Consider the following 15398-nt stretch of genomic DNA (forward strand, 5'->3'; position numbering starts at 1 on the left):
ACCCGCCTTGATCGGTAATTTGCTGGCCTTGTAAGGTAAAAGCCACACTTGATGGAATCACCGCAGAACCGATATAGAGATTCTGGCTGACACCAATCACCATATTTGGGTAACCGGCTGTAATAGTGCCGGTATTACCCGCAACCAGCACCACACTTTCACCTGCAGCATTCACATCAATAATCGGGGTTTCAGTCTGGGCCGATGGGATAAGTTGGGCAAAGATACTTTTGGCATTGACTGTAAACTCACCCACATTGGCATCTGATGCCAGTGCAGTAGATGAGTAATACAGCCCGGTATCGGCAACAATGGTGTCCCGGATAATGGTTTTTGATGTGCTGCCTGAATACCATTGACGCGCTGACAAACCTACAAAATCAACTTCAAGTGGATCGTTTAGCGAGTAAGTAGCTACCTTGTACTCAACATTTTTACCATCGATCACCATGATTGCAGTGCGTGTCTCAACTTTGGTAATACGTACATATTGCTCATATTCCAAAGCCTTGCCCTCATCACTGATCAGAACAATGGTATCACCCACGGCAGACTCGGTTTCTTGTGGAAACATGGCCGCCTGAAGTGATGACATGCCTTTCCAATGTGTATCAAGTGGTGTACCTGCAATCTGCCCGCCTTTGGCCAAATAATTTTCTAACCGGTTCTGGGCAGACTGGCGTTCATCGGTCCAGTTTTCCGTGCTGAATAATAATGCTGATACGTTTGGATCAGCAGGCAATTCAGACACAAACACCGTTGCACCCATCAATAAATCGGTATCTCCAGTTGTGACAGCCGGAAAGACCTTGCGCATGGATACATCACCCATGGTGCGATCCATCTCAGATACATCGTTGAACAGGTTATTGCTGATGCCATCCTGTACTACAACGCCTGAATATTTCCCACCGCCATCAGAGTTATCAGTCAAGCGCTCAGACTTGTAAATCACTAAATCCTTTGTTTCAATCGCCATCGTTTAACTCCGTAAAGCGCAAGGTCACGTTGTAATAATCATCCAGTGATACCGCTGGAATTCCTTTAACCGGATCGGCCTCTAAAGCCCCATCCTGGTGATTGAATTTGACTGTGAACTGCCGACTGTCATGTGGCTGCTCAAACTGCAGTTGAAACACTTCATTCTGCAGCTTCGACCATTCCAGAACAGTTAGTAATTCACGCAGCTTGATCCAGCCCATTTCCTTATCTGCCGGCTGTAACGTAATCGGTCTGCCTGACTTCTTTTTCCCTTCTTGAACTACCAGAGAGCCATCGATTGCATAGTTTTGATTCTGCTCAATAGCCTTCCAAGAGAATTCATTAGGCCATAAAAAACCGTCCTCTAATGGGACGGTCTCTGATGTTGCTAAGCGAATAAGTTTCATGATGATTTCTTTATTACCTTTAATTTTTCAAGCATTGCCACCAATGGATCTACCTGGTTTGCATCAACCTGAGCCTCTACTTGCTGCCCATTCGACTCGAAGCGAATTATGGTTGTTGGACTTGAGTTAATGTTGCTGGCTGCATTAGATACTGAAGGAATAGACGGCACGTAGTCATTCAAGTTACTCGAACCGGTTGAAGCCATATTGATAGAGCGAAGCAATTCATTGATCTTGTTTGTGCCATTTTGAGTTGTTAGACCCTTAGACGCGGCTTTATCAAATTCAGCATTAATCAATGCGGTTAATGGACCGCTTCTACCTAAACTTGAATATTTCGCATCCCGATCTGCCGCCATCCCTTGCGCCCAAATATCACCAGCAAGTTTCTGGGCCTCTTTGTCGCTATAACCCTTGCTCTTAAGCTGCGATAAAACATCGGCTTTACTGTAAGACTGATAATCATACATAGAGCTAAGGGCTTCACCCTGTGCCTTCATTTCAGCTTTAAAATCCTGGTTTGCTTTCTCTACAGCAGCCCGCCATGCATCACCAGCACTTTCAGCCTCCTCCCGCATAACATTGCCTGCAGATCGAGCACCGTTCTCAATATTCTTAAAGCTATCACCAGTACGGTTGATAGATGCCTCAAGATCGGACATGGATTTAATTGATGCTTTGCCAGTAGCATCAACTTCAATTTTTAGATCTAGCATGTTTGCTTGTGAGAGAAGTGTGCTATCAGCAACCCCTTTGTTGGCTGCAATAGCTTTTTCAGCATATTGCTTAAAGGCTTCCTGTTGTTGGGACAATGTAGCCTGACCACTTTTCTTCATTTCATCAAATGCAGCTTTGTATTGCTCGGCTATAACCTTTAATTGAGATGGGGTTTTCATTCCAAATAAATTAAAAGCCTCTTGGACCGAGTTTATCCCCGCCTTTGCTTGATCAGCTTTATCTTTAATATCTATAAGTTGTTGTTCTGCTTGACGTAACAAACCATCAGCAACCTTTTCACCCAAGACATTTCGAAGGCTATTAATTTTCGCTTTTAAATCATCAACCTCTTTCTGATTAGTAGCGGTACTAATTGCATTGGAGATACTTGCATCCAATGCACGCCCAACATCCACCCCTTTTTCTTTTAGATTATCAAGATTGCTAACTAGAACATTTACATCATTTTTAGCTGATATAAACGCCTTTGTTGACTTGCCGCTTAGCTCCTCATAGCTCAATCCAGTACGGCGAATTGCCTCATCTAGGATCGCACCCTGAACCATTGCAGCGCCTTTAACTGAGTTGGCATACTGAACTTGTAATGCGCTTGATTCCGCCTGCAGTTTTTCAATATCTGCACGATACTTATCTGTTGCTGCCTTCCAGTCATTCCAATTAGCATCTTGATTTGCTTTTTTCCATGCATCTAACTCAGCCTGTTTGGCTTTAATCTTGGCATTGGTTGCTTCAATTTGCTTCTCGATATTGATAGGAATTGCAGCAAGACGACCTTGAAAGGCAACAAGATCCTCATCTTTCAAGATACCAGTCAATGCTTTACGAATTTCATCACCTGATGCCTTGCCTTGGGCTTGCAATGCAAGAAGTGCAGTGATTCCATTATTGATACCAGTTGTGCTATCAAAATTGAATGATTTAGCTATACCATCTAGAGTTTCGGATACTTTTTCTCCAGCCTTAACTTGTTTATCGAACTCAAGTACAGTGGCTTTTGATACCTCATTTAAACCTAATGAAGCATTTTTAAGCATTTCGGTGCGTGCAGCATTTTTCTCTTTTACTGCAGCAGCTTCTTCCTGTTTCTTTCTGGATTCCTCTTCCGCCGCAACCCATTCCTTTTCTTGCTCAACTAGAGACTTAGTTCCAGTGATTCTTGAGACCGCCCAATCTATAAAGTCTGAGCCCTGCCTAAGTAGCCATTCATCAGTTTTCTTGAGACCATCAATGATTAAGTCACTAGCAATAACCAACCCGGCAGCAGCTATACCGTATGCCCCAAATCTAGACAAAACCGCAGCAATACTTCCCTTTAGCCCACTTGCGGCAGAAGAAACCTTACCAAAAACACCTGATGCTGCAATATTAGCCGTATTGCTTGCATTTGTAGCAGCTGCAAGTTGGGTCTTAGCTAACGCAGCGGCTCTAGATGCACCAGCATTCGCGATTTGAGCCTGAGTATTTGTCACCACAGATGTAGTTTCAGTTGCAATTGCTAGCTGTGCCCCACGAATTGCATTGGCTTTTTCGAGAAAAGTCGCAGCCATTCCAATTGCTTTATAAGCCACAAAGGCTTGAGCTGCGCTAATAAAGGCACTTACCAGCACATCTAGATTGTCAGCAACAAGTTTAATAGCCTCAGCCACTCTTGCGCTAACTCCGGATGCGGCATCTGCTTCACCAATATATACAGTCCATGCGGTTTTTAAATTTTCAATTGATGCGCCAATAGTTGTTGGAAACTTAGCAAATTCAGTACTAATTTTTTCCGATTGGCTTAATAGCGCTTTCGTCACAACATCAGTAGTCAATTGACCAGCTTCAGCCATTTCGCGCAGCTTGCCAATCGTCACACCAATACCATCAGCCATTGCTTGTGTTAATCGAGGTGACTGCTCAACCATTGAGTTAAATTCATCACCACGAAGCACACCTGAACCTAATGCTTGGTTTAATTGGGTTATAGCAGCCTCATTTGATGCAGCCGAGCCGCCACCCACCTGAATTGCTTTATTGATTGTTTCAGTAAGAGCGAGCGCTTGTTCTTGAGGCCATTTCATCTCCTGACCAATCTTGGTTAGCCTGGCATACAAGTCACCTGTAGCGGTTAAATTTGAATTTGTGGCAATGGCAACATTTTTAACATCATCCATTGCCTTTTGAAGGTTGCCATGCTCACCAACAGCAATAGAAATACGACCTGATAAATTCTTATACTCATCTGCAGTTTGAGCAATCTCCATTGCCGATGTGCCAATGCCTAGTGCTGCAAGCGCACTGGTTAATGCAGTAAATCCGGTTTTTAACCCTTGAATTTCACCAGATGCTCGCTGAGTAAAGGACTCTGTTTGTTGTAATTCTGCATTTGCTTTACCCAGCTCCGCATCTAATTTGGCTACTTCTGGATTGATAAGGCTTAGTTCTGATTTAAATGCGATAAATGCCTTGTCTGCTTGTAAGACCTCTTTCTCTAACGCATCTACTTGCTGTTGCGCATTACGAATATCTTCTGGTGTTGCATTGGTTTTTGAGAACTCTTCAAGCTTTGTTTTTGAAGTCGCCAAATTGGCTTTTAAGATATTCAGCGATCGAACCGAATCAACACCCAACTTTTTAAACCCATCAATCGCCCCATCCGCTGCAAAATCTGTGCTTTTTAACGACTCTGTAATAGCGTTCAATGACTCAGTAAGCTTGATGGCTCGTTCATTTGCATTTTTTGGAATAATGCCATCAATAGCTTTTGCTGCCTGATCTGAAACACCAACTATACTTGCAGATCCATCTTTAATTGCAGCTATTGCTTTTTCCGCAGCTTGTTTAGACTGATTAACATTAGTGACAAAGCTTTTAGTATCAGCATCCATCACCAATTTAAAAGTTAGATTTTTTCCAACCATGACAACCTCTAAATTTTAGGCAACAAAAAACCCGCGCATGGCGGGTAGAAATTTTGGCATTAAAAAAGCACCCTATGGTGCTTTGCAATAATCAAGAAGAAAGGTTGCATCACTCATAGATGAGGAACTAAGTCTTGTGTTTACACTAGACTCTGTTTCATTTTTCATCATAAATTCTAGAAAGCCATCTATGGTGTAATTGTAGGCACGCAATAAACTACCCCTCATCATATCCTCACAAACTGTTTTAGGTTGCCGAGCATCCAACTCCCTTTTAAGTTTTTGTAACTCTTGAACAGGTCCTGAAAGGTCAATTCGTGGTGTTGCTCCAGCAACCTTAAGAGCATCGCTCCACTTTGCACTTAAATCTCTATAAAATTTTATGTCATCAGCACTCATTTTTGGTGATTCAATTAATTTTAAAGCATCAGATTGTCTTAAATCAGGAAGGCTCTTTTGCAACTCTGCAACTTTTACAGTTTTATTTTGCTGGTCTATGTATGCTTGTTTGCTGGCTTCAATTCTAACCCTATCTTCTTTATTGCTTTCATTAATGAAATAAAAAAGAGCAACGATTACAACCAGAGCACCAATTGAAAGATATTTCAGATTCATCCTCAGCGCTCCCAATTAATGCTATAGACAGCGCCATCAACGACTGTTATTTCATACTTCACATTATTGAGCGAATAAAAATAACTTGTTGCTTTGTGTGGCCAACCATCACGATCATGGATAATATGCTTATAAGAAGAATCTGGATTGCCCAGTACATCTAGCATCTTGCTATATGAATTTCCACGCTCTACAAAACCATAACTACCACGAACTGAGTCAACACTGACTGCATATGAAGATGAACATACTGCCAAAATAATCACTAAAAATATCTTTTTCATGAATTTTACCCTTTGTTTTCACAAAGAATATCCAATCATTCGGTAAAAGTCACCTGCATATTATTCCCTCAATTCCTCAAAGAACTTCTTAAATTCATTGGCATTGGCATGATCAATCAGAGCCCATATCTTTTTTAAACGTCTCAAAACCTTTCTTGTCAGATTGAGCGACACGTGCAGCAACGGCAGAATTGAGAACCCCTTGCTTGTACATCTTATTTGCAGCTTTAACGTAACCATCAAATGCTCCATAGGTCATCTGCATGATTTCGCTATGTTGGTGGCCCATTGATACCAGGAACTGAAATGAATCAAACCAGGTGGATTCTGTGGCCTGTTTTGCAGACCGCTTTGGCTTTTCATATTTGAAATAGGTATGATTTACCAGAAGCATAGTTTTAAGCAGTTCTTTAAAGGCATGCTCATTTGAAGCAAGTTTGAATAGTGATTCATTGTCCAGATCAGTGACACATGCAATTGTAGAAATGACGTGTATGCCATGTGCTGCAAATAATTCTGTCAAAACTTCATCTGAATGATTTTTATTTTTAAGGAACTGCTTGATTACCTCAGCATGTGTAGCCCAAATGTCAAAGTCTTTCATTTGTATCTGTCGAACTTCAATGTCATTCACCACGACGGATCGGTTTGTGGCTAAGAAAAAATCATTCATGATGGGGTCTCAATGTAAATTTTGGACATAAAAAACCACTCCGAAGAGTGGTTTTTTTATTTTCTAAAGATTCAATTAAACATTTGCCCAAATTGGTGGATAACCAACATAAGCATTAGAGCTGAAAATGATGTTACCAATACTTCTATTATTGCTGTCATTCCTTTTCCCTCTGATTTTAATTGTTCTTTTTTTATACAAGTAAATAAGAATATTCTCAACAATTAATTCAACCAAAGGGTAAAAAATTGTGACCATATTCAATATAAAAAGGCGACATTGTAACAGGCACAAAAAAGACGCTTATGCGTCGTGGAATTCTTTGTGCCTGTGTGTATTACACTGCTGCTGGAATTGTCACTACATGACCATACAGGCCTAATGCTGGATCTGCTTCTTTGGTCACATCTGATAACGCCTGACCTGAAATTTCATATTGACCCAATTCTTCATGAATCAATGGGAAAGTTGTTTCAGGTGATTTTTTGGTACGCCATAGAGTTACAGCCACATGTTCACCATTTGCTGTATTAATCCCTTTAAAGAAGAGCTCGTACTCTTTTTCAAAGTCAGATGCCAATGTAGTGTTGGTTACTGCACCAGTTGTGTAACTTGCCAAAATTGGCATTGTTAGATCAGCAACATCATTGAAAATAACAGTACCGAATTTAGCATCTAGGGTGTAATCACCCACATCAACCGTTTTAGGCGTGCCACTAGTTGAATCCTTGAATGAAACCGTTTTTAGGTTATAACCATCCAACTTGATTTCTTCACCTGCAACCACATTACCAAGCGATACATCCGTAACAGTTTTTGTAGGCACTTCATGTGTCATACCAGAAAGAATGTATTGCAAATTTTCCGGATTAACTTCCTCAAGTTGCCCTGAGAAGTTTACAGAGGTGGCATTAATCATGGTGAAATCGGTAGTGCGTTTACCAGTCGTTGATTCTTTATGCTCAATAACATCAGCACCGATTTCCAATTCAAACTCTGGTACGTTTCCAAGGTGGCGCATAGCACCAGCTACACCATTTACAAGCTCAGATAAGTAGAACTTACCTTGCAGTGAGATATAATTCTTTTTAGCCATTACTTTTCATCTCCTGTGGTTTTCTTGGCTGGAGCAGCTTTTGTTTCAGGTACTTCCTGAATTGTGCCATCTGCCAGTAATTTTTTAATTTGAGCATCACTCAGCCCACCGACTACATCGCCTTTTTTGAAGCGACCTACTGGCTGCAATGCCTTGTATTGTTTTGCCATGACTGGCTCCTAAATGAATTTTTGAGATTCAAAAATAATGGTGATGTATGCAAAGCCTGGACTATATCCATCCTTCACGGAAAGGAACTCCAAAGCGGTACGTGATGCTTGAGGTTGCCAACCAGAAAGCAGCTTAATTACTTTCTCTGCCAGAGAACCAGCCTCATCACTTACAGCCCGGCCATCTGTCATTTGAGACTGAGCATTTCGACAAGCCACTGTGACAGCCCATTGCTGGCCGATCTGGTTGATGTTGCCCTTGCCTGCACTGGCTTTTTTATCGATACGCACAAAGTTCACGTGTGCCGCTGGTACAACCTGTGACATCTCTGTCACACTGACCGAATTGAGTGGTGTATAAATCTTTAGAAATTCTGGAATCTCTTTCAGTTTTTCTGCAATTTCATCACGCACCGCGAAGAAGGTGCTCATCTATAAAACTCCCAACAATATCTAAAATCATGGCCTCATCTTCAGCATTAATGCCGAGTTGAGTACGTGGTGGAAGAATGGATTGCTTGACCTTTCGATATTGACCACCCACTGCAAAAGTAATGTATTGACCATTCTTAGGCAGAATCGTTGCTCCATAATGCAGATGAGGGGCGTATTCAACATCCGTTCCCACTTCCACACCACTTGAAAGGACATTGTGCGTGTAGGAATTCATCAAGCGACCAGTATCACGGAGTGTTTCACCAACACCCACTCCATCACGCCCTTGCATGCTTGCACGCCATGAAATCTTCCATGGATTGCCATCAACATCAGTACCTGTTAAAAATCGGTGCTGAACACTTGAGACAAGCCCTTGTCCGATCTCATCAAACAACTGGTTTTTTAATGCATCAAAGCTACCCAATTGCTTGAGTACTGCTTCAATCGGTGAGCTATCAGCCTGAATACTAATAACAAAAGCCATAAACACCTCACTTCATGCTGGGCATTTGATCCAGGATAGAATCACCAAAAACACCACCTGTATAAGTTGTGCCAATTGGCATGGTGGAAGGTTTGTTTTTAGGTTGGTCATCCACGATCTGGTTTGTTTCAGGCAATTGGATCTGCAAATGTGCCTTGTTGTCAGCAACACGTTTCAAGAATGCGATTGCATCCTCATAACGCTGTCTAACCTCGTCGGTTGGTTGCTGGAAATAAAGGCGATAGCGTGCAATATCACACGCCATACGCTTTAAATTACTCGGCACGTTAGGAAGCGGCAAAGGATAACGACCACCAATGTGACCGTTAATTTCCTCTGTTGCATCTTGGATTGCATCATTAACAGCTGATTGAGATGGAAGCACCTGTTTAAGTTGCTCTATCTCATTACCAAATCGTGCGACCAAATCAGCTTCAGTCGCATACATAGATCACCTATTTAGTTTCGTCAGCTGGTTTGTCACTGGCTTTTGGCTTAACCGCTGGCTTAGCTTTTTCAAGTTCAGCTACCTTTGCTTTAAGCTCGGCATTTTCCTTTTCCAGCTCAGCCAAACGTACGGCGATACCATCTGCCTTAGGTTCTTTAAGCTCTTGATATTCTTCAATAGCCCCAGATGCTAAAAGGGCCTGAAGTTTTTTCTCTTCAAGCCCTTGGATTTCATCACCTGGACGAAAATGTCCGATCGACTGTTTTGCAATATACTTTGGCATTTAGTTCTCCTTATACGAATCCACGGCCACCCACTAAACCGTTCTTGTTATTTGGAACAGCAAGTGGAGAGGATTCAGCCAATAATTGAATGCTTGAAGGGTTCTTTTCTTGCCATTGGCTTAAATAGAATTCCAAAGCCTGTCCAAATGCTTCAACGTTTTGCAATGCACAATGGGCAATCCAGCCATTTGCATCAGAAACAAGACCGAAGAAATCTTCAGGAATAAAACGTTCCGCAACACCTTCCATGCTGTGCTTAACGTCATACGTCCAGATTTCAATATTATCCACTGTGCCACGGAACTGAGGCTTATCTGCCTGGTCAAAAGTTGGCGTGATTGGAACACTAATACCTGCATAAGGAGCAATGAATTTTTCTTTAAACTCAGGGTCCTTAATCAAGACATTAAATACTTTAGATGTGGTCAAAGCCATATTTGGCGATGTACCTGAGTGCTCAACAGATAAGTCAATCATTGATTGAATATCTTTAACAGGAGTGGCACCGGCTTGTCCCCATTTGATCAACGGCGTGAAGTTACAAGCAGGGTTGCGCTCATAATCCACTTCATACATTGGGAAGTCTGCTGAAGCGAAAGTGGTTTTACCGTAGAGTAAGACATCGCGGGCAATTAACAGTTTTCGATTTTCAATAGACTGGCGAAGATACAAAGCCTTCTGCGCTTGGTCAATTAAAAGTAGATCCGCATCAGATAAACGATTTGAACCGGTCGCAATCACCCCAAACTGACGTAAGCGTGCGATCAGAGCAGTGTTTTGTACTTCACTTGGCATAACCGTCATCATTGGCTTTAAGTAAGCAGGCTTCACGAATTTCACGTTGCCAGATTCACCTACTTTGATTTGGCGACCAGCAGCCGTCGGAGTAACGAACGGCGCAAGTGGAGTTGCTGTATTCAACTCACCAACTGGAACTTCCTTTTTGGTGTATGAAACACGTTGAGGGAAGAAGCGATCCATCAACCAAGTATCTACCTTTTGAGTAGTATCGGTCAGTAGCACCAGTTGTGGCACATCCAGCAATTCAACTGGTGCATTTTGAAATGTAAAAGTTTGACTCATGTCTTAGTTCCCCACAACTTTACGAAGTTCGATTTTATTAGCCAATGCCTGTGCACGTACTGCATCATATTGATCTGCTGTTAATGGAACTCCGTTCACAGTAACTACAGCAATATCGAAAGGACCTTGTGTGTAGATTGGCATTTCTAAGTTATTGTTGGCGTGATATGTAGATTGCTCTGCAGTGAAATCTGATACAGCAATCGCGTTCCAATCCCCTACCACCCCAGTGGTAACAACAGGGTGGTCAGCCACATTATTTGCACCAACGTTAAGTAGGTCGCCTCGTTTGTATGCAGTTGCTGTTTTTACTTTGGCATTTTCAGTGCGAATACCATCACCTACCACCAATTGATTGGTCGTAATGGTTTGAGTAATTGTTCCCATTATTTAGACTCCTGAGCTGCCGCAAATTTGGCGAATGCCTGATCTAAAGCTGATCCTTGTGGAGCTTGCCCACCTTGACCACCATTAGCTTGGTGAGTGAATAAGTGTGCATATGCTGGATTAACACTTGGTGCCGGCGTTTGTTGTTGCTGTCCAGCTGGCGGTTGTTGGTTGCCTGCTGCAAATTGCTTAAGTGTTCCAGCCATCAGATCAAATGCATCGTCTGGCATTGCAGCAAACTTGGATTTTTCATCAGCACTAAACTCTTTGTTCAAAGCTTTGGCCAAAGCATCAATCTCAGCATTGCGCTTATCTGTAGCAAACTTTTTAACCTGGTCCTGCAAACCTGAAATGGTTTGCTCATGTTCTTTAATTTTTGCTTTCGCTTGTTCTAGGTCCACGTCTGTGTCCTCTGGTTGATTAAAGTTTTTTGGAGAGTGACTGGCTGCCACTGCGTTTGTGTTGTCATCCGCACCCAAAGCACAGAAAGACACTTCACGAATACGTCCACCGCGGAATACTGCAACAGGAGCTTGGAATGTTCGACCATTTACAATGATCGAACCCTCTTTAACTTCCTCAACTGTGGTCGGATAAATTCGAACTGACATTTGCCATGGGAAGTCATCATCAGAGTCTTGAGCGACTTGAGTGCCAAATTCATTTGAAAGCAAATTGCCTTCAATTTTCAGACCTTCAGCATGACTGATGGAATGGGAGTTGATTGCTCCAACACGCTGACTGGTTCGATGTTCAAGTAGTGCAGGAATACGACCTTTGATTTGAATTGAATCAAGATCAAATACCACTTTGTCCCAATACCAGTGATCAGTAATTGCTTCACCACTGTAAGCAATACCCGAGAATGTGCGTTTCTTTTTTCCATCTTCAGGCTTGTCTACACTGACTTGACCTAATTGGAAGCAAAACTGGTCTTGCTCCTTTTTTTGATTTTCATTTGGATCTGGCATTTTCATGCTCCATAAAAAAACCGCCTTTACGGCGGTATAAGATAGACATTAGAAACTCACCTAGGTGGGCCAATGAATAAATTAATTTTGACGGGTATTAGCTTAAGTCTCCAATCACTTTCAAATCTCTTGTTTAAAAAATTTGAAATTTGATTCTCATGTTTTTTGAACTCAGAACATGTCAGAACTATTGCATTTCTACCACTCGTTAATCCATATCTCGTAAAACCCTCAAGAGCTCTTCTCATTGAAGTATTATTTGATAATAGAAGTTTGGCTTTCCCTTCTTTTATTAATCGTTTTCGGCCTCTTACTTTAGGGCATTTATTAGCAGGTATTTCAATTTGAATAGCAAAACAGTCCATTTCCATATAACCAAAGGAATTAAATCGTAAAGATTTTATAAATCCAATTTCACCCTAAACCAATATCCATTTATTCCTAAGGTTGTATTAAAAATGTAGCTTAAACATAAATTTATACAGCACCTATAACTTAATAATTCAGTTAAATAATGGCTTCAATGTATAAATCATCTGTCCTTCAATCGTTTCTATCGAAACCACTTCAAAAGACAATCCCATCGGCATGAGAACACCATTACCAGCATTCAACATATCTAGATCAATGCCCATGCCTTTAGCATTCTCAATCTTAATCACGATGTCACCAACACTTTCAGCCATTAGCAACGGCGCATTAAACTGGACTGTCTGCCCAACCTGATAAGCCCCTACCTGCTGAAGAGTCGCAGCACCTACCACGGTTGATGCCGTACTACTTGCCACAGCTTGAATGGCTGCCATGTCGGTACTCAGCCAGCGCTTCAGCACATCATCAGCCAAGCTAATGGACGGCTGGCCAAGATATGTAGTCAATGCAGCATCATTGCCTTGTACATAATCCAGAAAAGTACGAATTGCACTTGGCCGAATGTTTGGATCGAGTGGAATAACAGTATTGGCCACCGTATCAAATAGGTCCCGAGTCTTATCATCCATTGGAGCGAATAAACTGGTGAGCTTTTTACTTGCTGTCCACTCAGCTCTAATGACCTCCTTCTGCTCAAGGAGATACTCCTTATCCAGAGATGAAGCACTGATCTTTTTATCAACCAGCGATTCAAGCTCACCAAACTGCAAAGGATGAGAACTCCAATCCAAAGCCTCAGCCACTTCTGGCAACTGATCATCAGGAGTAATGCCGTATTTCAATGCTTGTTTCTCGGTCAAAGCAATCACGATGCAACGGCAACGGAATGAAATGGGTGGATAATGTGTCAGCCAAAATGGATGATCAATTGGCAATACAATTCGATTCAAAGCCAAATGACTGGGACGGACCCGGCTATCATTGATAGCTGAGTACATCAAATACGGTCGTTTAGCCTTATTGCGTTGCTGTTGTTGCCACCGGCCATGACCATATGCGTTCTGGATATTGGTACGGAATACATTGTCCAGGTAATGCTTTGGCAGAATGATTTCAGATTCAGCAATTAGCTTTTGAAAGTCATTAAACGTTCCACCGTCTGCAATAGATTTATTCACGGCCTTGATGACGGTTTCAATCTGCTCAAGACTTGATAGGAAGCTGACTGTAGTTGCCATCTGCCGAGTCTTGAGGTCCATTGAATAGAACTCATCAGGTAGAACGATCTTTTTGCTGTGAGCGTACTGAAGCGCCTCAAGAAATGTGACTGGTTGCATAACTCACGCCCAATAAAAAACCACCTTTCGGTGGTTTAAGTTTCTATCTGAAAATCAACAACACGACAGCGAGGCATAATCACCGGCTCACCATTCCGAATAACAAAAATTTGTGTTTTAGACGGCTTAATTGAAGACTTAAGTTGCTTGAGTAATTTCTTACGTTTTCGCTTTGAAGGATTTGCAACTAAATAAGGCTTACCATTTTCATCGAAATACATTCCAGTTGGTTTCATATCACTGCCCATCCTTCGCCATTGCATACCCCAGCACATCAGCCGCATATAAAGCTTGATCCAATTTAGCTGTGAACTCAGTCCGCGATGCTTCAGGTATTAACTTTGCCAAGTTAAAAATCAAAGTTTCAGGACTGTCTGATTCAGCCACTAATTGTTTAATCTGATCCTGATTTAAAAGCTCTAAATCACCCTGACCATCCGTCAGCTCTTCAACTTCCTGCTGTGCTGCAGATAACTTGTTGGCAGATGCCTTAAAGCTGAATACTTGGCGTGGTAATGCAGAGAATTGTGTATTCGCCGGTAATTGCTGAGTTTCAGCAATATCACCATCCTGAAGTCCATATTCACGCTGAAAGTATTGCGGTGTCAGGTTAGCCCCGGCATTCTTCAACTTCACATCGCGATCAGCTTTTTCAGGTTCAAGTGACTTTTCTTCACCAATGATGATTCTGTGACGCTCCCAACCATTGATATCGCACAACGCATTAATAATGGCTTGAATCGTCGGCATGATCATTCGAATGTCAGCTTTGTACTTGGCATTCTGCACTTCAAGATGAACCTCACCCAATGATCGAGATCCAGAGTTATCTGTACCACTGGTGAGCGTCTGACCAAGAATAACTTTCTGAATACGGCGCTCTAGGTTCTTATCAAAGGTTTCAAATGTTTGCGAGCTATTTCCAGAATTATTAGCTGCCTGAATTTCTACCGAGTCTGTCGTCCCAAGCGCAAGAACAGAACTTGCATGTGCCCGAAGTAATGCGTCACGCATATCTTCAGTTTTACCAACAGTCTTACCAACCATCATCGGCAGGCCAAATTTCTCAACAAACTTAGCCCAAAATTTAAATCCTGAATTCTTAAAGAACCACACCCAATACAATCGACTCAGTAGAGCTTCACCTAAAGGGTTCTCATAAGTAGATTTACAACGTGTCAAAAAGTGCTTGAAACGCTGGTCCACCTCCTGATCTTGCCGAGTACTGTTGTAATTGGCCAACAAGATTAGCCGACCATCATTCTTAGGCTCATACCATTGCATTGGTTTTTCACCAATCCACTTAAAACCTATAAACGGAGTAATGGTATTGCCATCAATGTGAAGACATGGATCCTCAGGCTTACTGTAAATAGTCTCTAGCACTGAGTAGCCATACCAACGGGCATTCTGTGCACCCAAAACAATTTCAGACCACCACTCCCGTAAATGATCCATCAGGATTTTGGATTCAGGTCTGTCTGTCGGCTCAATACGCCAAGGCGCACTTTCTAATTTATCCTGACGCTTTTCAACACACTGATAAATCTCATCGTCATACATCATGACTTTGAGACGTGGACGAGTCACACCTGCTTTACGCAGAACCTCATCACCATCAGGCATCTTAGTTAGATAGCTGATTAAAGCCAATTCAGCTTCATGTGAATACAATCCACCTGAAGCCGGCTTTTCAATTTCAGACTTTTTTGATTTCTTAGCCATAAATT

General features: G+C 42.0%; 17 protein-coding genes and 1 pseudogene. All 18 read right to left on the reverse strand.

What is annotated here, in order from left to right; genetic code table 11:
* Positions 1-979 (reverse strand): annotated as a pseudogene (locus E0H88_RS03865) (hypothetical protein); the annotation flags it as partial.
* On the reverse strand, positions 969-1388 hold the full coding sequence (locus E0H88_RS03870) for a hypothetical protein (RefSeq protein WP_131273168.1): 420 nt from the start codon (positions 1386-1388) through the stop codon (positions 969-971). The gene E0H88_RS03870 and the pseudogene E0H88_RS03865, both read right to left, overlap by 11 nt.
* Positions 1385-5026 (reverse strand): tape measure protein, encoded by a 3642-nt coding sequence (locus tag E0H88_RS03875; protein ID WP_252151983.1) that lies wholly within the window; start codon positions 5024-5026, stop codon positions 1385-1387. Before E0H88_RS03875 ends, E0H88_RS03870 begins: the two co-directional genes overlap by 4 nt.
* Before the next feature lie 72 nt (positions 5027-5098).
* A complete protein-coding gene (locus E0H88_RS03880) occupies positions 5099-5641 on the reverse strand; it encodes a hypothetical protein (RefSeq protein WP_252151984.1) in 543 nt (180 codons plus the stop codon).
* A gap of 2 nt (positions 5642-5643) precedes the next feature.
* Positions 5644-5925 (reverse strand): hypothetical protein, encoded by a 282-nt coding sequence (locus E0H88_RS03885; protein WP_131273169.1) that lies wholly within the window; start codon positions 5923-5925, stop codon positions 5644-5646.
* 112 nt (positions 5926-6037) lie between these two features.
* Positions 6038-6598 (reverse strand): hypothetical protein, encoded by a 561-nt coding sequence (locus E0H88_RS03890; protein WP_131273170.1) that lies wholly within the window; start codon positions 6596-6598, stop codon positions 6038-6040.
* 337 nt (positions 6599-6935) lie between these two features.
* A complete protein-coding gene (locus E0H88_RS03895) occupies positions 6936-7694 on the reverse strand; it encodes a phage tail tube protein (protein ID WP_131273171.1) in 759 nt (252 codons plus the stop codon).
* Positions 7694-7864, reverse strand: a complete 171-nt coding sequence (locus E0H88_RS15860) for a hypothetical protein (RefSeq protein ID WP_165493271.1) — start codon at positions 7862-7864, stop codon at positions 7694-7696. Before E0H88_RS15860 ends, E0H88_RS03895 begins: the two co-directional genes overlap by 1 nt.
* Before the next feature lie 9 nt (positions 7865-7873).
* Positions 7874-8296 (reverse strand): phage tail terminator protein, encoded by a 423-nt coding sequence (locus tag E0H88_RS03900; RefSeq protein ID WP_131273172.1) that lies wholly within the window; start codon positions 8294-8296, stop codon positions 7874-7876.
* Positions 8271-8786 (reverse strand): phage virion morphogenesis protein, encoded by a 516-nt coding sequence (locus E0H88_RS03905; RefSeq protein ID WP_131273173.1) that lies wholly within the window; start codon positions 8784-8786, stop codon positions 8271-8273. Before E0H88_RS03905 ends, E0H88_RS03900 begins: the two co-directional genes overlap by 26 nt.
* Positions 8787-8793: 7 nt before the next feature.
* A complete protein-coding gene (locus tag E0H88_RS03910) occupies positions 8794-9234 on the reverse strand; it encodes a gp436 family protein (protein WP_131273174.1) in 441 nt (146 codons plus the stop codon).
* Positions 9235-9241: 7 nt separating this feature from the next.
* Positions 9242-9517: a hypothetical protein gene (locus E0H88_RS03915; protein ID WP_131273175.1), complete on the reverse strand. Its 276-nt coding sequence runs from the start codon at positions 9515-9517 to the stop codon at positions 9242-9244.
* A 10-nt stretch (positions 9518-9527) separates the two neighbouring features.
* Complete coding sequence (locus E0H88_RS03920; protein ID WP_092818193.1) at positions 9528-10601, reverse strand: major capsid protein; 1074 nt, start codon at positions 10599-10601, stop codon at positions 9528-9530.
* Between the two features lie 3 nt (positions 10602-10604).
* Positions 10605-10988 carry a hypothetical protein gene (locus tag E0H88_RS03925; RefSeq protein WP_092818194.1) on the reverse strand — a complete coding sequence of 128 codons (384 nt, stop codon included), beginning with the start codon at positions 10986-10988 and terminating at the stop codon, positions 10605-10607.
* Positions 10988-11959: a hypothetical protein gene (locus E0H88_RS03930; protein ID WP_131273176.1), complete on the reverse strand. Its 972-nt coding sequence runs from the start codon at positions 11957-11959 to the stop codon at positions 10988-10990. The genes E0H88_RS03925 and E0H88_RS03930 overlap by 1 nt, the downstream gene beginning before the upstream one ends.
* A gap of 503 nt (positions 11960-12462) precedes the next feature.
* Positions 12463-13668 carry a phage head morphogenesis protein gene (locus E0H88_RS03940; protein ID WP_131273178.1) on the reverse strand — a complete coding sequence of 402 codons (1206 nt, stop codon included), beginning with the start codon at positions 13666-13668 and terminating at the stop codon, positions 12463-12465.
* A gap of 35 nt (positions 13669-13703) precedes the next feature.
* A complete protein-coding gene (locus tag E0H88_RS03945) occupies positions 13704-13904 on the reverse strand; it encodes a hypothetical protein (protein WP_131273179.1) in 201 nt (66 codons plus the stop codon).
* 1 nt (position 13905) lies between these two features.
* A complete protein-coding gene (locus E0H88_RS03950; protein WP_131273180.1) occupies positions 13906-15393 on the reverse strand; it encodes a phage portal protein family protein in 1488 nt (495 codons plus the stop codon).
* Positions 15394-15398: the final 5 nt, after the last annotated feature.

The organism is Acinetobacter sp. ANC 4216, assembly GCF_004331195.1.
Classification (GTDB): domain Bacteria; phylum Pseudomonadota; class Gammaproteobacteria; order Pseudomonadales; family Moraxellaceae; genus Acinetobacter; species Acinetobacter kookii.

Bases quoted from the DNA above. Each gene is read 5' to 3' on its own strand.
- E0H88_RS03870 (WP_131273168.1), bottom strand. From the start codon at position 1,388: ATGAAACTTATTCGCTTAGCAACATCAGAGACCGTCCCATTAGAGGAC.
- E0H88_RS03875 (WP_252151983.1), bottom strand. From the start codon at position 5,026: ATGGTTGGAAAAAATCTAACTTTTAAATTGGTGATGGATGCTGATACT.
- E0H88_RS03880 (WP_252151984.1), bottom strand. From the start codon at position 5,641: ATGAATCTGAAATATCTTTCAATTGGTGCTCTGGTTGTAATCGTTGCT.
- E0H88_RS03885 (WP_131273169.1), bottom strand. From the start codon at position 5,925: ATGAAAAAGATATTTTTAGTGATTATTTTGGCAGTATGTTCATCTTCA.
- E0H88_RS03890 (WP_131273170.1), bottom strand. From the start codon at position 6,598: ATGAATGATTTTTTCTTAGCCACAAACCGATCCGTCGTGGTGAATGAC.
- E0H88_RS03895 (WP_131273171.1), bottom strand. From the start codon at position 7,694: ATGGCTAAAAAGAATTATATCTCACTGCAAGGTAAGTTCTACTTATCT.
- E0H88_RS15860 (WP_165493271.1), bottom strand. From the start codon at position 7,864: ATGGCAAAACAATACAAGGCATTGCAGCCAGTAGGTCGCTTCAAAAAA.
- E0H88_RS03900 (WP_131273172.1), bottom strand. From the start codon at position 8,296: ATGAGCACCTTCTTCGCGGTGCGTGATGAAATTGCAGAAAAACTGAAA.
- E0H88_RS03905 (WP_131273173.1), bottom strand. From the start codon at position 8,786: ATGGCTTTTGTTATTAGTATTCAGGCTGATAGCTCACCGATTGAAGCA.
- E0H88_RS03910 (WP_131273174.1), bottom strand. From the start codon at position 9,234: ATGTATGCGACTGAAGCTGATTTGGTCGCACGATTTGGTAATGAGATA.
- E0H88_RS03915 (WP_131273175.1), bottom strand. From the start codon at position 9,517: ATGCCAAAGTATATTGCAAAACAGTCGATCGGACATTTTCGTCCAGGT.
- E0H88_RS03920 (WP_092818193.1), bottom strand. From the start codon at position 10,601: ATGAGTCAAACTTTTACATTTCAAAATGCACCAGTTGAATTGCTGGAT.
- E0H88_RS03925 (WP_092818194.1), bottom strand. From the start codon at position 10,988: ATGGGAACAATTACTCAAACCATTACGACCAATCAATTGGTGGTAGGT.
- E0H88_RS03930 (WP_131273176.1), bottom strand. From the start codon at position 11,959: ATGCCAGATCCAAATGAAAATCAAAAAAAGGAGCAAGACCAGTTTTGC.
- E0H88_RS03940 (WP_131273178.1), bottom strand. From the start codon at position 13,668: ATGCAACCAGTCACATTTCTTGAGGCGCTTCAGTACGCTCACAGCAAA.
- E0H88_RS03945 (WP_131273179.1), bottom strand. From the start codon at position 13,904: ATGAAACCAACTGGAATGTATTTCGATGAAAATGGTAAGCCTTATTTA.
- E0H88_RS03950 (WP_131273180.1), bottom strand. From the start codon at position 15,393: ATGGCTAAGAAATCAAAAAAGTCTGAAATTGAAAAGCCGGCTTCAGGT.